Origin of the sequence: Campylobacter sp. IFREMER_LSEM_CL292, from assembly GCF_025771615.1 — a bacterium.
GTDB lineage: Bacteria > Campylobacterota > Campylobacteria > Campylobacterales > Campylobacteraceae > Campylobacter_D > Campylobacter_D lari_D.
In genome coordinates this window covers 36,698-55,462 of record NZ_JAKMQP010000005.1, presented here as the reverse complement: position 1 = coordinate 55,462, position 18,765 = coordinate 36,698, and the positions used below count along the sequence as shown (strand labels likewise).

Sequence of the window (18,765 nt, the reverse complement as noted above, 5' to 3'; positions counted from 1 at the left end):
AAAAACTCCATTTTGACTTAAATTTGGCGAGAAGGTGAGAGAATCGAACTCCCCAAAAAGTAGTCAACTACCCTTTCATCTGATTTGAAGTCAGTGGCCATCACCAGATAAGCTAACCTTCCAAAAATGATATTATATCTTAATATTTTTAATTGAAACAAAAATTAAACATATGAAATTATAAGCGTGTAAAAATACTTTGAAATATTATATTTTTTAGTTATAATGTTTGTTTTTCAGTGTCAAGTTTTGACAATTACAATTTTTGGATATATCAATGCATTCTTTCAAACAATCTTTTTTTATAAATTTTTGGGATAATTCCAAAGGCATGATTATACTTGGAATTTTAAGTGCTATTTATTTTGGAATTTTTGGTAGTGTTTGGGCTGTTACAGGTGAAATGACACGCTGGGGTGGAGAAATTTTAGAATTTTTTGGTATGGATTTAAGCTCCTACACTTACTACCAAAAGCAAAATTTAAGTGGCAGTCCCTTAACAAGAATTGATGGTATCATGCTCATAGGTATGTTTATAGGATGCTTAGTAGCTGCATTTTTAGCAAATAAATTTAAATGGCGTTTGCCTGCTAGCAAAATTCGAATTTTTCAAGCTATTATAGGAGGAATTTTATCAGGCTTTGGTGCAAGACTTGCTTTTGGTTGTAATTTAGCAAATTTCTTTACAGGTTTACCTTATTTTTCTTTACATACTTGGGTTTTTACTTTATTTATGATTTTAGGAATTTATCTAGGTGTTAAGGTTTGTAATCTTGCCTTATTTAAGCCAAAAGCAAAGTTACAACGCGTTTGCAAAGAAAATCAAAAATTAAAAACACAAAATAAAATTTCAAAAATATATTTTTACATAGGACTTGGTGTATTTATAATTTTTATAACTTATGTTGTATTTATACTACAAAAACAAAATATTGATATTATAAAAACAAAGAAAGTTTTTTTCCTTTAGCGTTAATATTTGGTTTTGTTTTTGGTTTTATCATTTCTAGGGCTCAAATTTGCTTCACTTCTTGCTTTAGAGATTTATTTTTATTTGGTAGAGACAATGCTATAAAAGGCGCTTTAATAGGTATGATCATAGCTTGTTTAATAGCTTTTGCTTTTATATTACAAGGGCATACTAGTAAAGTAATAGAAATATCACCAAACCTTGCTATAGGTGCTTTTTTATTTGGATTTGGAATAGTTTTTGCCGGAGGATGCGAGTGTGGTTGGATGTATAGAGCTTGCAAGGGACAAAGTCATTTTATTATAGTGGGTATTGCCAATATCATCGGTACTATGATCTTAGCTTTAAATTATGATCATTTCCCAAAAATACTAACAAATGGTATAAAAATTCATCTTTTAAATGATTTTGGTTATTTTAATGGCTTATTAATCAATTTAGCTTTGTTTGCTATTTTATTTTTGTTTGTTTTAAAATTTAAAAGATTATTCTTCCAACACAACAAAGGAAAATTATGATTATTCATTATAGTTTAAATTTAGAAGGTGAGGCATGCCCATATCCTGCTATAGCTACCATTGATGCATTAAAAGAATTAAAATCAGGTGAAGTCTTAGAAATTTTATGTGATTGCCCACAAAGTATTAATTCTATACCTCAAGATGCGAAAAATCGCGGATTTGAAATTTTAGAGATAGATCAAGATGGACCAACGCTTAGATTTTTAATTCAAAAACCTTAAAAATTAGATTTGAGTATTTACTCAAATCTTTATATTTATACGATATTTTTCTATTAAATTTTCATCCAATATCACTCCTATACCCACAGCATCATTGACTTCAACTATACCATCTTTGCAAGGGATTAAATTTTTCACCAAATGAGTAAAAAGCACACTTGTTGATTGAGAATACTCTATCAAATTACAATATTTAGTACTTGCTAGAAACTGCACCGTAGCAGCAAGTAAAATTCCTGTAGAAAAACCATGCGGGACTAAATCACAACCATATTTTAAAGATATTTTTTCAATTTCTAACATAGTGTCAAAACCACCGCATCTAGTAATATCAGGTTGCACAATAGAAACTTTTGACTTTTTAATAAAATTTTCAAACTCATTTAGCGTGTAAAAACTCTCTCCACCCGTAATCTTACAAGGTAAGTGTTCGCTAAGTCTTGCATAATCATAAAAATTATTTGCACCAACTGGTTCTTCTATCCACTCTAAGTTATATTCTTCAATTTCCAAAAATCTTTCTCTTGCATAAGAAAAATTTTTCCAAAGCCCTACTAAGTCAATACTAAGTTTAATATCATCGCCCACTGCACCTCTAATATTCTTGATAATCTCTTTATCAGCTAATGCATTATTACCAAAGCCTGCACCACCAAATTTTAATAGTTTAAAACCTTCTTCTTTTAAGTATTTTACTCTAGAAATATTTTCTTCCATATTTTCACTCGGAATAAAAGTAGCGTATGCATTTAAAAAGTCTTTTCTTTTTCCACCAAGTATAGTAGCTACACTTACACCATAAATTTTTCCAAGTAAATCATATAAAGCAATATTTATTGCACTTAAAGCACAAATTAATGCTCCGCTAAGTCCATAATACGCACTTCCCTCAATCAAATCATCCATAATCTTCTTAATATTTCTTGGATCTTGTCCTATTAAAATTTCACTTAAATTTCTGCAAGATCCATGAGTACTAGGTTGCTCAAACATTATCTTTAAAACTGCCGCAGCACTATCACTTTCTCCTATTCCATAAAGATTATTATCTGTATAAATTCTTAATATAAAGGCATCTTCACCCCACTCACAAGACTCATCAAAAGTTTTTGTCCTTAACCATATAGGTTCAACCTTTGTAATTTTCATTATCCATCCTTTTTATCCATTTAATAAGCCCATAAAAGCTAATAGCAAGTATTACCAAAAAAGGAGCAGCACTCAAAACAACTGCAACTTTTAAGGTATTTAAATCTGCATTTATATAAAGCATTGCTAAAGGAATTAATCCAAGCATAATACACCAAAAAACTTTTAAATATTTACTAGGATTTTCACTATCTATTTTTGTGCTTACACAAGAAATAGTAAATGCAGTAGCATCCATATGAGAAGCCAAAAATACCATCATAAGCAGGAAATAAAAAAGAGCAAAAATAGTACCAAATGGTAGTGTTTTTATCAATGCTACCACTCCAGCTTCTCCAGCATTTGAACTAATAAAATTTGGAACATCTAAGATTCCACTTTGAAAAATATCTATTGCATATGAACTCAAAACTCCAAAGAAAAACCAAGTCCCAATACATCCACCCACAATAAGACCAAAAATTACTTGACGAATGGTCCTTCCTTTAGAAATTTTTGTCACAAAAATACTAACAGCAGGAGTGTAAGTAATCCAATAAAGCCAATAAAAAACTGTCCAATCAGAATTAAAGCTACTTACACCAGTAATATCATTATATAAGCTCATTGAAACATAATTACTAAAAAATACCCCTATACTATTTATTATATTATTTAATATAAATACACTATCTCCTAAAATAAATACCAATATTGCAAACACAAAACACAAGATACAAGATATTTTAGCAAGTTTTGCCATACCACTTGATAATCCAACAAAACTAGAAAAGGTAAAAACAGCTGTAACAATAGCTAAAAGAATAAATTTTAAATAAAAACCATCATTAATATCAAAAATTCCAGAAAGTCCAGCACTAATTGTAATTATAGAAAGGGTTGTAGTAAGCACAAGTCCACCAAAAGTACTAAATAAAAACACAACATCGATGATTTTATCAAGCACTATATTTTGATTAATATGCAAGATATTTGCTATTAAACTTGAAATTTTTAAATTTTTATTTTTAAAAATATAAAAATGAAAACACATTGCAATAGAACTTAAAGCATATACAGCCCAAGGCGTAATACCCCAATGCAAATACACAAAAGAAGTTGCACTTCTTAAAGCTTCTGTAGATTTTGGAGTAATATTTAATCCAGGTGCTAAATAATAATATGCCCATTCCATAAATGCCCAATACATAGTAGCAGATCCAAGTCCTGCACAAATAAACATAAAAATCCAAGCAGTATTTGAATAAGGATTTATCCCATCGCCTAATTTAATATTACCTATTTTAGAAAAAGCCAAGTAGAAAATAAAAACTACACAAATAAACTCAAAAAGTTGAACAAATGAGCCAAACATATGTGTAAGCTTACTAAAAAGAAAATTTGCTACTTCTAAAGCTTTACTAGGATTTATAAGTAAAATTACAATCACCATAAAAACCGCCAAGATAGATGTCACTATCAAAAATAAATCATAAGTTTTTTGATTATTTTTTTGCATAAATCTCCTTTTTGTTTCAAGTAGTAAATATATAGTATTTTCTTATTTTAAAATAAAACTTAAAGAAACTTTTATCATAAATGCATTAAAAGCCATACCTTAGTATTTTCAAATATTTTTTACTATAATAAAAAATTATTTAATCAATAAATTATTGCTACTAAAATACACAAATAAATAATGTTATTTCTCAAAATACAAAAATATTTAAAAAAATATCTTACATTGAAATTAAACACAAAAAAGGAGGAATACATGTGGCAAGGGAGAAATGATGGTGATGAAATTATCCATAAACGATTATTTAAATGTTTAAATCACTCTTCAAATAATAAATTATTAGGCTTTTGTTCATCATTGGGCGTGCAGAGAAATAATGGTAGAATTGGAAGTGAATTAGCACCAAAAATTATAAGAAAGAATATGGCAAATTTTGCTATACATGATGATTTTGATTTTGATGATTTAGGGGATATTGAAAATTTTGATACCCTAGAATTAGGCGATGAACTACTTTATCACAAGTGCTTAGAAATTTTACATAATAATCATTATGGTGTAATTTTAGGAGGTGGACACGAAACATCTTTAGCTTGTATTAAAGCGCTTTTAGATTACAAAAAAAGTGTAGGAGTTATAAATTTTGATGCACATTTTGATGTAAGAATTCAGGAATTACATACTTCTGGAAATTCTTTTTACAAAGCTTATGAATATGCAAAAGAAAATAATTATAATTTTTCTTATCTTTGCTTGGGTGCAAGTAAATTATCTAACACAAAAGCACTTTTTCAAACTATGGATAATATGAAAGCAAGTTATGTTTTAGATACTGAATTTGAAAAATGTATAGAAGTCATTAAAAATTTCTTAAAACAAAATGAAGTTGTTTATTTAAGTATTGATATGGATGTATTTTCACAAAGCGTAGCTCCTGCTGTAAGCGCTCCTGCTGTTTTTGGTATCAATTTAAAAGAAATTTTAACTCCGATAAAAATTATTTTTGAAAGCAAAAAAGTTGCTTTAGCAGATATTTGTGAATTTAATCCTAAATTTGATATAGACAATCACACTGCAAAAATCGCTGCTTATCTAGCATATTTTTTATTAAGTAAAGGAATGATATGAAATTTGATAGTTTAAGTGTATTAGCTATTAGTATCGGGGTTTTATTGTTTGGTATGTTTTTGAAAAAACGTTTTTTAATCTTAGAAAAATTTTGCATTCCCGCACCAGTTATAGGTGGATTTTTAATCAGTATAATCATTTGGATTTTAAGTTTTATTGAGATTAAAGTTGATTTTGATACAAGTTTACAAACTCCTTTAATGGTAGCTTTTTTACCGTAATAGGATTAAGTGGAAGTTTTAAACTCTTAAAAGTAGGAGGAAAAGTACTTTTAATCTATCTAGGTTGTTGCTGGTTTATGGCTTTAATGCAAAATTTTATCGGCATTTCCATGATGAGTTTATTCGATTTAAATAAACTATATGGAATTTTATGTGGTGCTGTTTCTTTGGAAGGAGGACATGGAAATGCTATAGCTTTTGGAGGTATGGTTGAAGAATTAAGTGGCTTAAATAACGCTAAAGTTTTAGCAGTGGCAGCGGCAACCTTTGGACTGATTTCAGGGTCTTTGCTCGGAGGTCCTGTAGCAAAATATCTTATAAATAAACACAAATTAAAAATCACAACTAATCAAGATATTAAAGATATAGATCCTCTAAAGCATGAAATTCACAATGCAAATTATAAAGATTTTTTAAAATCTTTATTTTTAATATTATGTATTATGTGTATTGGACTTTTTTTAAGTTCCAAATTTACACAATATAGCGGCTATTCTTTGCCTAGTTATGTTGGTGCCATGCTTGTTGCTATTGTTGTAAGAAATATTAATGATTCTTTTAATATTTTCAAGCTAAATCAATATACAATAGATACTATAAGTGAATTAAGCCTTGGTATTTTTTTAACTATGGCTATGATAAATTTAAAAATAAACGAACTAAGTGCTGTTGCTACACCTCTTTTTATTACTTTGATTGTGCAAGTTTTAGCTTTACTATTCTTTGCAATTTTTATAGTTTTTAGATTATGCGGAAAAAATTATGATAGTGCGATTATGTGTGCCGGACTTATGGGACATGGTCTAGGTGCAACACCAAATGCAGTAGCAAATATGAATGCAGTTTGTTCTAGATATAATTTAACTTCAAGACAAGCTTTTTTAATAGTACCTTTATGCGGTGCTGTTTTAATTGATATTGTTGCAATACCTTTAAATACTTATTTAATTAATATTTTTTCATAGTTACTCTCGCATATTGCGAGAGTATTAGAGATGTTTTAGCATTGTTTCATAAGCTGCTTTAGTTCCTGGGCGAACTTTAGTTACCATGCTCACTAAAATAATCACAACAGAAGCAGCTAAAAATCCTGGAATGATTTCATAAATAGGAAAATCAAGCCACTCTGCTAAGAAATTTTTATATACTACAACTACAACTGCACCGGTAATCATACCTGCAATAGCAGCATATCTAGTCATTTTTGACCAAAATAACGAAAAGAGCATTACAGAACCAAAACTTGCTCCAAACCCTGCCCAAGCATAAGCTACTATACTTAATACGCTTGAGTTTTTATCAGTAGAAATAATAAAAGCTATCACAGCTACTGCTAAAACACCAAATCTACCCAAAGTCATCACTGTTTTATTGGACGCTTCTTTGTTAAAAATTCTTTTATAAAAATCCTCTGCTATAGTTGAACTTGAAACAAGCAATTGCGAACTTGCTGTGCTCATAATGGCTGCCAAAATAGCACTTAATAAAACACCTGCTATCCAAGGATTGAAAAGCAATTGCGACATTACGATAAAAATCTTTTCAGGATCTTGCAAACTAAGCTCAAATTTACTCACATAAGCTATACCTAAAATACCTATCAAACAAGCTCCAATTAAAGATATAACCATCCAAGAAATTCCTACAAAAGTAGCAGTTGGAATATCTTTAGTTGATCTTATAGACATAAAACGCACCAAAATATGTGGCTGACCAAAATACCCAAGCCCCCAAGAAAGCGCTGAAACTATACCCAAAAAGCTTAATCCTTCCCCCATAGAAAAAGTATTTGGCTTAATTTCTTTGACTATATTAACAGCTTCACTAAAGCCACCCAAATGATAAATCATCACTATAGGTACGATAATCAAGGCGCTCATCATTAATAAACCCTGAATCAAATCCGTCCAACAAACTGCCTTATATCCACCCAAAAATGTATAAGCAACTATAATCACAGTTCCTGTAGTAAGTGCATAATCATATTGGATTCCAAAAGTTGCTTCAAAAAGCTTTGCTCCACCTACAAGTCCTGAAGAAACATAAAAAGTAAAGAATATCAAAATAACAATAGCACAAACCACTCTTAATATATGCTTATCATCATCAAACCTTGTCTCAAAATAATCAGGTATGGTAATAGAATTTGCAATCACACTAGTATAAATTCTAAGTCTTTTTGCTACAAAAGCCCAGTTTAAAAATGCTCCTATACTAAGCCCTATTGCAATATAACTTTCAGCTAAACCACTTACATATAAAGCTCCTGGTAAACCCATTAAAAGCCAACCACTCATATCAGAAGCTCCAGCACTAAGTGCTGAAACTACCGGCCCCATAGAACGACCACCTAAAAAATAATCCTCTGAGTTTTTATTTTGTTTATAAAAATAAAATCCAATAAAAAGCATTAATGCTGAATATGCGACAAACATTATCGCAATTTGAGTATTAATGTGCACAACCTCCATTTTTTCTCCTTTTTATTTTAAAGCACGAATGCCTAAATTTCCATAACGGTGGAAAGATATACTTAAAGCTTTTTCATTATGATATAAAAGCAACTCAAAACGTCCGTTCATTAAAGGCTTAGTATTGGCAATGATTTTTGCGCAACTTGCTGCTTTTATGAAAATTTCATCATTAACATCTAATGGAGCAAAATAACGAATTCTTTCATAATCAGCTATTTTGCTAATGAAATTTTCTTTACTTTCTTTAAGGAATAAAGTTTTTGAACTAATTTTTTGATTAATCTTTTGCACAAGATCTATTTTTTCATGCTCATCATAACTTAAAATAAGATCAATATTTAACACACTAGCTGCTAAAATAACTCCTAAAATATCTTTTAAACTATCATCTTTATGTACTCTATAAGCAATATTTTTAACCTTTGTATAAGAGAAAATATTATCCTCACCTCTTATATTGACATAATCTTTTGCACTAGCAAATTCATGTTTTGCATGGTAAGCATAGCTTCTTGCCATAGCTTTAACGACTTCAAAATCGGCTTTATCTTTTTCATTTAAATCCAAGCTTAAAGCATTTAAATTTGATACTAATTCATTATCTAAAACATTTTGATCAGTTTGACTTTGCTCTATATCTAAAAATTGAGTGATGTAATTATAAATTCCAACTTTTCTACCAAAACCAATGGCTGATTTTTTAATACCACCAAAAGGCTGTCTAAGAACTATAGCTCCTGTTGTTGGTTTATTGATGTAAATATTTCCTGCCTCTATGTGAGTGTGAAAATACTCCCATTCTCTCTCATCTAAACTTTCAAATCCTGCTGTAAGTCCATAGCCTGTTGAATTTACTATATCAATAGCTTCTTTTAAATCTTTTGCTTTCATTACAGTTAAGATTGGTGCAAAAAGCTCATTCATGTGCGTAAAATCACCTTTTTTAGTACCATATTTAATCCCTGGAGTTAAAAGATAAGGATTATCATCTACAAATTTAGGTTTTAAAGCCCAACTTTCATATGGAGCTAGCTCATCTAATGCTTTTTGCAGTTTTACATCTGGTTTATCTGCTAAAGCTCCAAGTTTATTTTTAAATACAAATGGATTTCCAACCGCCATAGAACTAGCAGCATCTACTAAGGTCTTTTTAAATTCCTCATCTTCATAAACTTCTTCTTCCAAAACAAGCAAAGAAGTAGCAGAGCATTTTTGACCTGAATTTGAAAATGCTGAATGAATGATATTTTTAATCGCACTATCACGATCGGCAAATTTAGAAACAATAGTTGCATTTTTACCGCCTGTTTCAGCACTTAAAAGTAAGGTTGGATTAGCTTTGAGCATTGCATAAGCAGTTTCTTCTCCACCGGTTAATACTGAAAATTTCACACTTTGATCAACAAGCAAGTATTTTGATATATCACTACCTTTAGCAGGTAAGAAAATCAAAGCATCTTTTGGAATTCCCGCATCCCAAAAGCATTTACAAAGCATATAACCTGTTAGCATGGATAAAGATGATGGTTTATATATTACTTTATTACCTGCAGCCAAAGGTGCTGCTATGGTTCCTGCTGAAATACCTACTGGAAAATTCCATGGTGCAATTACCACACCTATGCCTTTTGCTTTAAAAGTAGTATTTGGATTTTGCTCTTTTAGTTTTTCCAAAGAATGTGGGTAAAATTCTAAAAAGTCTATAGCCTCACTCACTTCAGGATCAATCTCTAAGAAAGTTTTTCCTACTTCTAAAGCTGCTATACCTATTAAATCTCCTCTACGATCTCTAACAAGTTGAGCAGTTTTTGCTAAAATCTTATAAATTTCATCATGACTTAAATCGCTAAAATTTGAGCTCTTAGCTACATCTAAAGCATATTTAATCTCTTTTTGGCCTGCTAAATGTGCTTTACCTATAGTGCAATTTTTGATTTTATCTTTAACTTCTATTACTTGTAAATTTTCATTTTTAATTTCTTCTTTTGCAACCGGATACACATCATAATTTTTTAAATTTTCATATTTAGCTCTTATATTTTTAGCCCATTCTCTATTTGCTTTTAAGATAAAATCTGTGTCAGGTTCGTTTTTAAATTCTTTACTCTCATAAGAACTAATAGCCTTTGTCTCATTATTTCTATCTTGAGTTCTATGAGTAGAATTATCCAAACTAGCAACGCCTTCTAAAGATTTTATAAATAATTCTTTTTGCATTTGCCAATTTTTATCATTGATTTTAAGGTTGAAAAAATATCTCATGAAATTATCTTCACTAGTATTTTCATCAAGTCTTCTTACTAAGTAAGCAATGGCATTATTAAAATGCGCTTCATCACACACCGGTGCATAAAGTATAAGATCATGCATTTTAGAAAGCTCATAAGAGCATTGCAAACTCATACCTTCAAGCATTTCAAAAGTAAAAGATGATAAAGCTCCTGCTTGTGAAATTCTAGTATAAGCATAAGCAATTTCAAATAAATTGTGACTCGCAATACCTACATTAATATATTTATAATTATCGCCTTCTAAGACAAAATCAAGCATTTTCTTATAATTACTATCTGTGTCAATTTTTTTATAAAAAGTAGGTAGAGCCCAACCTCTTTGCGAAGCTATAGTTTCTTCACTTTCCATATTCGCTCCTTTAACAAAGCGAATTTTTATAGGCTTCATACCTTTTAAAACTCTTTCTTTTGAAAAAGCAAAAAGTTTTTTCAAATATTCATAAGAATCAGGAAGATAAGCTTGTAAAACGATACCTGCTTTAATATTATACTTTGCAATACTTTCCATAAAAGCTTCAACGGTTAATTCTAAATCTCTAAATTCCTCCATATCAAGATTGATAAATTTAGACACACCTTGCTTTTTTTCTTCTTCTAAAGCAAGAGCATATAATTTATCCAATCTTTTTACCACTTCATCTTTAGAGTATTCAAAATCAATGATATTAATTTGAGAAAAAATGGTAGTGATTTTAATTGAAATATAAGTAATATAGCTTGTTTTTAATGCTTCTTCATATTTTTTTACTCTATAAGCACTCTCAGCCTCACCCAAAACCTCTTCACCAATTAAATTTACATTTAAGGTAATTTTATCTTCATCTTTTCTTTTACGCATATGAGGCTCTAAAACACTAGGGTTTGCATCTAAAACCATAGCTTTAGTATCTTCTCTTAAATGCTTAATGAAAAATGGCACACTAAGAGTTGGTGCAAATTTTCCAAAATTTAAAAATGAAAAAAGCAAAAATTTTTCAAAAGCACTAAAAAAATCTGCTATACCATATTTGTTTAAAGTATGCTCTATAAGCTCAAAACTCGCACTTTTATCTTTACATCTAAAAGAGCGATCTAAAAGTTCAATCAACATCACTTTATTTTTAGGATTGTTTAAAAGTTTTTGCATTTTGGCGTGAAATTCTTTTTCACTTTGAGAGATATTACTTTCTATTTTTCTTTGTAATTCTTCAGCTAATTGCAAAGCTTTTTGTATCATTTCTTCCTCCATTTAGTAATTAATATCTTTTATGATACAAAAATAGCCACAAAAATCAACATATATTTATTTATAATTTATTTTTTTATGTAAAAAAGTAACAAATATAAACATATATTTTTAATTGTAAATAAAATATTAGCGTAATAATAAATAATTATGAGTATTTCTTACACATCTAGCAATAATCTTTGCCTCTATATTGTAATCTTTCAAAATTTTCAAAGCCTCATTTGCATCTTTTTCACTCATTGCAGCTAAAAGTCCCCCTGAAGTTTGAGGATCAAAATACACTATATCTTCATCTTTTTCATTTAAATTATCAACCCAAATTTTTAGGCTATCTTTATTTTTATAAGCTCCTGCTGGAATTATCCCCATATTAGCCATTGGCAAAACTCCATCCATTAAAGGAATTTCATTTTTATACACTTCTATCATAATCTCTTCATTTAACATTTCTTTTAAATGCCCCAAAAGGCCAAAACCAGTAACATCACTTAAAGCACTAAGACTTTTAAACCCCTTTAAAATACGACTTGCGTAAAGATTTAAAAAACTCATTTGCTCTATTGCTTTTAAAATCTTTGCTTTTTCTAGCAAACCAGCCTTGATAGCAGTGCTAATAATGCCACTACCTATAGGCTTAGTAAGTAAAATAACATCACCATCTTTTGCACTATTATTAGCTATAAATTTCTTAGGATGAACTACACCTGTCACACTAAGACCAAAAATAAATTCATCATTTTCTATAGTATGGCCACCTACTAGCACAGCACCAGCTTCTTCAACCTTAGCTCTAGCACCTTCTAAAACTTCAAGTAAAATTTCATTGTTAAAATGACAAGTATCAAAGCCTACAATATTTAAGGCATTAATCACCTCAGCACCCATAGCAAATACATCACTTAAAGCATTGGCAGCAGCTATAGCACCAAAATGATACGCACTATCAACCACAGGTGTGATAAAATCAAGTGTTTGCACTAAAGCTAAATCTTCATTTAGCTTATAAACACTTGCATCTTCATTATTATTAATACCACTTAAAATGTTTTCATGCGGTTTTAAAATGCCAAGAATTTTGTCAAGACCCACCGAGTCTAGTTTAGCAGCTCAACCCGCAGCTTTTACATATTGAGTTAGTTTTTGGTCTTTATATATCATAAAGAAATAATCTTTGCCTTTCCAAAAAGTTCATTTAAAATTTCATAAGCATTACCTATTTTGCCTATTTTAAGTTCTTTAGTTTTACCAAAAAATTCCAAACATGCCCCACAACTATAAATTTCAACCCCTAAATTTTCAAGCTCTTTCATAGCTTCAAAAGCCATATGAGAACAATCAGCATTCATTAAAACACTATCATTAACGCAAAGGATTTTTACAGGTTTATTAGGTAAATCTTTTAAGGTTTTTAAAAAACCTAGCATTAGATTTTTCCCAAGTTCCCCTTCGCCTACTTTATCGCTTTTTAAAAATAACACATTGTATTCTTGTAAATTTTTTTCTTGAGTTTGAGCTATATTACTATCTTTTATAATGCTAATAATGCTTTCATCATTTACATCTTTCACACTAAAGTTCAAATTTAAAGATTTTAAAAACCTCATTACATTTTCTTTAGAAGCTTGAGAATTTAAAAGAATTTCTAAATTTTCATTTTCTTTTAACTCTTCTAAAGCCTTTTTTGTCTCTATCACAGGACGCGGACAAGCTAAATCTCTACAATCAATTTTCATTTTTTACCTTTTTTACTTAATGATATATTTTTATAACTTGTATTCAAATTAAGTTTTATCTTTTTCTTGATTTTTCTTGAAAAATAATTCTTTAAAGCGTTTATTAGTGTATTCTTCTACATCTTGTTGTAAAATTTTAAAATTTTGAATTAACTCATAAGCTCTTGGAGTAAGCTTACTACCAGCTTCACTTCCTCTTCCTTTTTTAGCAATGAGCAATTCTTCTTTCATATTTTTTTCTAAATCCTGTATATAAAGCCAAGCTTTTTTATAATTAATCCCTAATTGTTTAGCCGCTTGGGAAATACTTCCACATTCTCCAACTAATTCTAAAATATCTGTTTTCCCTTTACCAAAAAGTAATTCTCCATCAGGATTTTCTACCCAAATTTTGCTTTTTATATGAAATTTTTTACCTTTTTTTTCTTCAAAACAACCAAGTTCGCAGTATTTAATATCAATTTTATAAGTTTTAAGCGTAGCTCTCATATCAGCCATATTAAAGTTTTTAGCACATTCTAAAGCATCTTTACATGATATGCGACGCTTAGAATCTAGTTTTGTTTCTAATTTTTCTAAAATTTCACTTTTTGCTATATTTTTATTTAACTTTCCAAATTGACCTAACTCGCAATCTGAAATTTTTACATGCATTTTTTTTATACTAGCTTGAAAATCTTCTTTGGAGTATTGTTTTAAAAGCTCTAGTGCTTTTTTACAAGTAAGTTTATTATTTTCATCAAGATTTTTTTGAATTTGCAAATTTAATTCTTCCATGAATTAACCTTGGATTATAAGTAGTAAAAAAGGGTGCCTGTAAACACCCTTTGGGTTATTTTGCATCAAGTCCTAAATTTTGGCCCTTAAGCAAAACTCTTTTTCTATACATTGCACTAACTTCAGCTGCATCACCAACCAAAAGTGCATTTGTAGAACAAACCGCAGCACACATAGGTACTTTACCTTCTGCGATACGATTTTGTCCATAAAGTTCTCTTTCTTCATGAGAGTTAGTAGGCTCAGGACCACCTGCACACATAGTACATTTATCCATTTGACCTTTGATACCAAAAGCACCATCTCTTGGAAATTGTGGAGCACCAAAAGGACATGCATAAAGACAATACCCACAACCTATACAAGTTTTTTTATCATGTAAAACAATACCATCAGCTCTAATATAAAAGCATTTTACAGGACAAACTTGCTCACATGGAGCATCTGTGCAGTGTTGGCAGGCAAGAGTTGTTGAAAACTCTTTTCCTTCTATGCCTTCATTTAGAGTGATTACCTTTCTTCTATTAATCCCCACTGGTACTTCGTGCGCACTTGAACAAGCCACTTGACAAGCAAAGCAAGAAATACAGCGATTATTATCTACATAAAATTTCATTCTAGCCATAACTTACCCCTTAAGCCTTTTCAAGTCTGCAAAGTCCTGCATTAAATTCAGAAATTTGCGTATTTATATCAAAACCATAGTTAGTAACCGTGTTAGAACTTTCACCTATAGTATAAGGTCTAGTGCCTTCAGGATAATTATAACTTAAATCCACTCCTTGCATAATACCCGCAAAGTTATAAGGCAAGCAAATTCTATCCGGTGTAACAGAATGATTATGCACACATTTTACTTTAATCTTAGTACCTTGCGGTGAATGAATCCACATCATATCTCCATCGTTTATACCATATTTTAAGGCAAGTTCAGGGTGAACATTGGCAAACATTTCAGGCGTGATTGCAGCAAGATATTTACTAGTTCTCTCAAGCATACCTGCACCACTTAAATTTACTAAACGCATACTTGAAATGATAGTTGGAAACTCTTTGCTCCAATCTTTCTTTTGTTGTTCGCTGATAAATTTACTCTCAACTCTGAAGTTTTTCTCTTGATCGCCCCAAGTAGGATATTTTTTAACCAAATCCCAACGAGGTGAGTGAATAGGCTCTCTATGTAGTGGAATAGGATCTGCAAATTCCCAAACTTTCATTCTAGCTCTTGCATTACCCAAACAGCAAGCACTCTTTTCTCTACATTTTTCTAAAATAATACCTGAAATATCTGTACTCCAGCTAGCGCCCATTAATTCTTTTTCGCTATCACTTAGTTTGATATTAAATACTTTTTCAATATTTGCCTTAGTGATTTGTGGGTAACCACCTTTAACTTTACATCCTTTTGGAGTAAAGGCATCATCCGCTAATTGAGAATGTCCTTCATGCTCCAAACCAAAGCGGTTTCTAAAGCCCATACCGCCTTCTTCATAAGGCACATCAGTATTCCATAATATAGAAGTTCCCGGATGTTGTTCATCCCAACAAGGCCAAGGTAAGCCATAGTATTCACCTTTAACTTCACCACCAAGACCTCTTTGAGTATCAGGATCAAAATGTTCCCAATTTTGTTGGTGTTTTCTTAAGCGTTCAGCTGAAATACCTCTTAAGCCTATACTTAAAAGACCATTACTCATTTCTCTTGTAGCATCATCAGGCCATATAAAATTATCATCATTATCATCTCTTGTTTGTACAAGCTTATGATCTTTCAATTCCATTTTCATACCGCGAGTGTATTCTTTATAAAAGCCGAATTTTTTAGCAAAAGCAAACATAATCTCTTGATCTTCTTTGCTTTCATAAATTGGTTTTACTACTTGAGAACGCCATTGCATAGCACGATTAGTCGCAGTGACATAACCTTCTGTTTCAAATTGAGTACAAGCAGGGATAATATAAATACCATCAGAACGATCTGCTAAAACTGCTACTTCATTTACAAAAGGTTCAGCGATTACAATCATATCAAGTTTTTTAAGCGCTTCTTGAATTTTTACCGTATGCGCCATAGAAGTAATACCCGTTCCTTGCACCCAAAGCACACGGATAGGTGAGTTAGAATAAGTTTTTTCTTCATGTAAAACACCTTGCCACCATTTTGCTAGTGAAAAACCTTTTTCATGCATCCATTCTTTAGAATAAAATCTTGAATTTAAATATTCTCTATCTACATTCCAAAAATTAGCAAAATGATTCCACGCATTATCATCAAGCCCATAATAAGCTGGTAAAGTATCAGCCAAACAGCCCATATCAGTAGCACCTTGAACATTATCATGACCTCTAATGATGTTTGTTCCTGCACCTGGTTTGCCTATATTACCAAGAACGAGTTGTAAGATAGCTAGAATTCTTGTGTTGGAGCTACCTACTGAGTGTTGAGTAATACCTAAAGCCCAAAATAGCGTAGCAGGTTTGATTGTAGCTAACATTCTTGTGATTTTTTCAAGTTGAGCAGCTGGAACACCTGTTACATCTTCTACAACTTCAGGAGTCCATTTAGCAGCCTCTGCTTTTATTTCTTCAACCCCATAAGTTCTAGTTTTGATTAATTCTTTATCTTCCCAACCGTTTTTGAAGATCAAATGAAGCATGCCATAAACTAAAGCTATATCTGTACCTGGACGAATTCTTACATATTCATCAGCATGTACTGCAGTTTTTGTAAATACAGGATCTACAACTACCAATTTAGCATTATTACGATCTTTTGCTTGTAATAAGTGTTTAAATCCGATAGGATTTGCCACAGCAGTATTTGCACCAAAAATAATCATCATTTTTGAGTGTTTAGTCACATCACCAAAATGATTTGTCATAGCGCCATAACCCCATGTATTCGCCACACCGGCGACTGTTGCGCTGTGTCAAATTCTAGCAACGTGGTCTATATTGTTAGTACCCCAAAATGCTGCAAATTTTCTAAAATAATAAGCTTGTTGGTTATTAAATTTAGCCGAACCTAAAAACATAACACTATCAGGTCCATTTTCTTTACGAATTTCAAGCATTTTATCGCCAATTTCATTGATAGCTTGCTCCCAAGTTAAACGTACCCATTTGCCATTTTCTTTTTTCATAGGATATTTAATACGCTGCTTTGATTTAGTAAGATCGATTTGATCTATCCCTTTACAGCAGTGTGATCCTTGAGAAATAGGATGTTCTATAGCGTTTTCTTGACGCACCCAAACTCCATCTTGTACTTCTGCTTTAATTCCACAGCCTGCACTACAGATACTACAGATTGTTCTAACAATCTTAGAATCTGGATAAGGATTTGCTACTTCTTGTTCACTTGCAGCTCTAATAGCTTTGTTTTCACTACCAAAAGCCGCAGTTCCAAGACCAGCAATACCAGCAAGCTTAAGAAAATTTCTTCTTGCTAATGCCATCTTCTTCCTTTCTTAATTAATAAGCTATTTTGTAGTATTTTTCCCAATGCATAGTTTTTTTATAAAGCACTTCTTTTTTAGTACTTTTTCCTAAAACTACGGTATTTTGCTCTTGGTAATCATCTTTAGCTAAAGCATTCACACTTGCCCCAGCTACTACCCCTAAAGCACCAATTTTCAAAGATTTTTTTAAAAAATCCCTTCTTTGATTGGCCTCCATGTTCTCTCCTTTGAAATAAAAGTAAAGAATAACTATAAATACTTATTTTCAAAGTATTTATACACTTAACAAAATAAATTTTGCATATTTTCACTTAAGATTTTATTTAATTTCTATTTTCATAAAAAGATGATTTTGATAATATGTATTTTGGTAACAAAATACATATTAATTTCTATAATTTACTAAGTTCTTCTATATTTGTTTTGCTAAATTTAGTAGGAAGTCTTGGCTCATAAGGAAGTCTTTGTAAAGCCTCATCTGCTATACTTTTACCTTCTTTTTTTATAGGTGCTTGTACTTCCAAATAAGCTCTTTCATTTGCAAAAAAGACTTTCATAATATTGGCAATAGCAATGTAAAAATTTGAGTTTTTGTGGATTTGTAATTTTTCTATAAACTCATCTATTACAGGGTTTATCACAAAACGAAATAATTGCTGTGCAACTTTTAAATCATGCTCAATAATACTTGCCATAAAAGCAAACAAAAAACCAAATTCATCTTCACTTTGCCTACAATCTTCTTTTTTTCTAAATTTGGTTTTTCTAATGATTTCACAGGCTTGAAGCTTCATTTTGCCATCATCTCTACCCTCATCATAAAAAGAAGCACTAATAGGCACATTCACATAAGAAAAATCAAAAAACACTCCATTTTGTTCTTCTTTAAAACTTGCAAAATCACATGCGCTAAGTTTTTCAAAATCAGACTTTAAACTATCATCTAAAGGACTTTGAGCTAAAACTAAAACTTGCTCATGCCAAATTTTAAACTCATTTTCATCGATAAAATTAAAAGCTTTTGAAAAAAATTCATAAAAATATTTACGCGAAAGATCAATATCTTGTATCATTAATTTTCCTTGTTATTTTT

At 30.7% G+C, this 18,765-nt stretch carries 13 protein-coding genes, 1 tRNA gene and 2 pseudogenes; 4 read left to right on the top strand and 12 right to left on the bottom strand.

Annotated features, from left to right (window positions below; all coding sequences use genetic code 11):
- Window positions 1–24 precede the first annotated feature (24 nt).
- Window positions 25–122 (bottom strand) — tRNA-Sec (locus L8T82_RS04290).
- 155 nt (window positions 123–277) lie between these two features.
- On the opposite strand from L8T82_RS04290, the pseudogene yedE reads away from it, so the two are divergent.
- Together yedE and yedF (L8T82_RS04280) are read left to right on the top strand one after the other, a co-directional pair.
- Window positions 278–1,488: pseudogene (yedE, locus tag L8T82_RS04285) on the top strand (selenium metabolism membrane protein YedE/FdhT).
- Window positions 1,485–1,712, top strand: a complete 228-nt coding sequence (yedF, locus tag L8T82_RS04280) for a sulfurtransferase-like selenium metabolism protein YedF (RefSeq protein WP_133319404.1) — start codon at window positions 1,485–1,487, stop codon at window positions 1,710–1,712. Before yedE ends, yedF (L8T82_RS04280) begins: the two are co-directional and overlap by 4 nt.
- A 21-nt stretch (window positions 1,713–1,733) precedes the next feature.
- Here yedF (L8T82_RS04280) and L8T82_RS04275 read toward each other — a convergent pair whose 3' ends face one another.
- On the bottom strand, window positions 1,734–2,861 hold the full coding sequence (locus L8T82_RS04275) for a mandelate racemase/muconate lactonizing enzyme family protein (RefSeq protein ID WP_263660527.1): 1,128 nt from the start codon (window positions 2,859–2,861) through the stop codon (window positions 1,734–1,736).
- Window positions 2,842–4,359, bottom strand: a complete 1,518-nt coding sequence (locus L8T82_RS04270) for a BCCT family transporter (RefSeq protein ID WP_263725947.1) — start codon at window positions 4,357–4,359, stop codon at window positions 2,842–2,844. The genes L8T82_RS04275 and L8T82_RS04270 overlap by 20 nt, the downstream gene beginning before the upstream one ends.
- A gap of 255 nt (window positions 4,360–4,614) precedes the next feature.
- Here L8T82_RS04270 and L8T82_RS04265 point away from each other — a divergent pair, with 255 nt between their 5' ends.
- Both L8T82_RS04265 and gltS read left to right on the top strand, forming a co-directional pair.
- The gene (locus L8T82_RS04265) at window positions 4,615–5,487 is read left to right on the top strand and encodes a formimidoylglutamase (RefSeq protein ID WP_133319407.1); all 873 of its coding nucleotides are present in this window, start codon (window positions 4,615–4,617) and stop codon (window positions 5,485–5,487) included.
- A pseudogene (gltS, locus tag L8T82_RS04255) lies at window positions 5,484–6,673 on the top strand (sodium/glutamate symporter). The gene L8T82_RS04265 and the pseudogene gltS overlap by 4 nt, the downstream one beginning before the upstream one ends.
- A 24-nt stretch (window positions 6,674–6,697) precedes the next feature.
- On the opposite strand, the gene putP reads toward gltS, so the two are convergent.
- The 9 genes from putP to L8T82_RS04210 all read right to left on the bottom strand — a co-directional run bounded on the left by putP (window position 6,698) and on the right by L8T82_RS04210 (window position 18,745).
- On the bottom strand, window positions 6,698–8,179 hold the full coding sequence (gene putP / locus L8T82_RS04250; RefSeq protein ID WP_220566430.1) for a sodium/proline symporter PutP: 1,482 nt from the start codon (window positions 8,177–8,179) through the stop codon (window positions 6,698–6,700).
- 12 nt (window positions 8,180–8,191) lie between these two features.
- On the bottom strand, window positions 8,192–11,689 hold the full coding sequence (locus L8T82_RS04245) for a bifunctional proline dehydrogenase/L-glutamate gamma-semialdehyde dehydrogenase (RefSeq protein ID WP_263725945.1): 3,498 nt from the start codon (window positions 11,687–11,689) through the stop codon (window positions 8,192–8,194).
- 138 nt (window positions 11,690–11,827) lie between these two features.
- On the bottom strand, window positions 11,828–12,859 hold the full coding sequence (selD, locus tag L8T82_RS04240; RefSeq protein ID WP_263725944.1) for a selenide, water dikinase SelD: 1,032 nt from the start codon (window positions 12,857–12,859) through the stop codon (window positions 11,828–11,830).
- Window positions 12,856–13,434, bottom strand: coding sequence for a sulfurtransferase-like selenium metabolism protein YedF (gene yedF, locus L8T82_RS04235; protein WP_263725943.1), 579 nt, complete (start codon window positions 13,432–13,434; stop codon window positions 12,856–12,858). The genes selD and yedF (L8T82_RS04235) overlap by 4 nt, the downstream gene beginning before the upstream one ends.
- Window positions 13,435–13,482: 48 nt before the next feature.
- Window positions 13,483–14,211 carry a winged helix-turn-helix domain-containing protein gene (locus L8T82_RS04230; RefSeq protein ID WP_263725942.1) on the bottom strand — a complete coding sequence of 243 codons (729 nt, stop codon included), beginning with the start codon at window positions 14,209–14,211 and terminating at the stop codon, window positions 13,483–13,485.
- Between the two features lie 55 nt (window positions 14,212–14,266).
- Window positions 14,267–14,836, bottom strand: coding sequence for a formate dehydrogenase FDH3 subunit beta (fdh3B, locus tag L8T82_RS04225; protein ID WP_133319414.1), 570 nt, complete (start codon window positions 14,834–14,836; stop codon window positions 14,267–14,269).
- Between the two features lie 10 nt (window positions 14,837–14,846).
- Window positions 14,847–17,669 (bottom strand): formate dehydrogenase subunit alpha, encoded by a 2,823-nt coding sequence (locus tag L8T82_RS04220; RefSeq protein WP_263725941.1) that lies wholly within the window; start codon window positions 17,667–17,669, stop codon window positions 14,847–14,849.
- A 16-nt stretch (window positions 17,670–17,685) separates the two neighbouring features.
- The gene (locus tag L8T82_RS04215) at window positions 17,686–17,889 is read right to left on the bottom strand and encodes a twin-arginine translocation signal domain-containing protein (RefSeq protein WP_012661099.1); all 204 of its coding nucleotides are present in this window, start codon (window positions 17,887–17,889) and stop codon (window positions 17,686–17,688) included.
- Window positions 17,890–18,064: 175 nt separating this feature from the next.
- Window positions 18,065–18,745 carry a molecular chaperone gene (locus L8T82_RS04210; protein WP_220566424.1) on the bottom strand — a complete coding sequence of 227 codons (681 nt, stop codon included), beginning with the start codon at window positions 18,743–18,745 and terminating at the stop codon, window positions 18,065–18,067.
- Window positions 18,746–18,765: the final 20 nt, after the last annotated feature.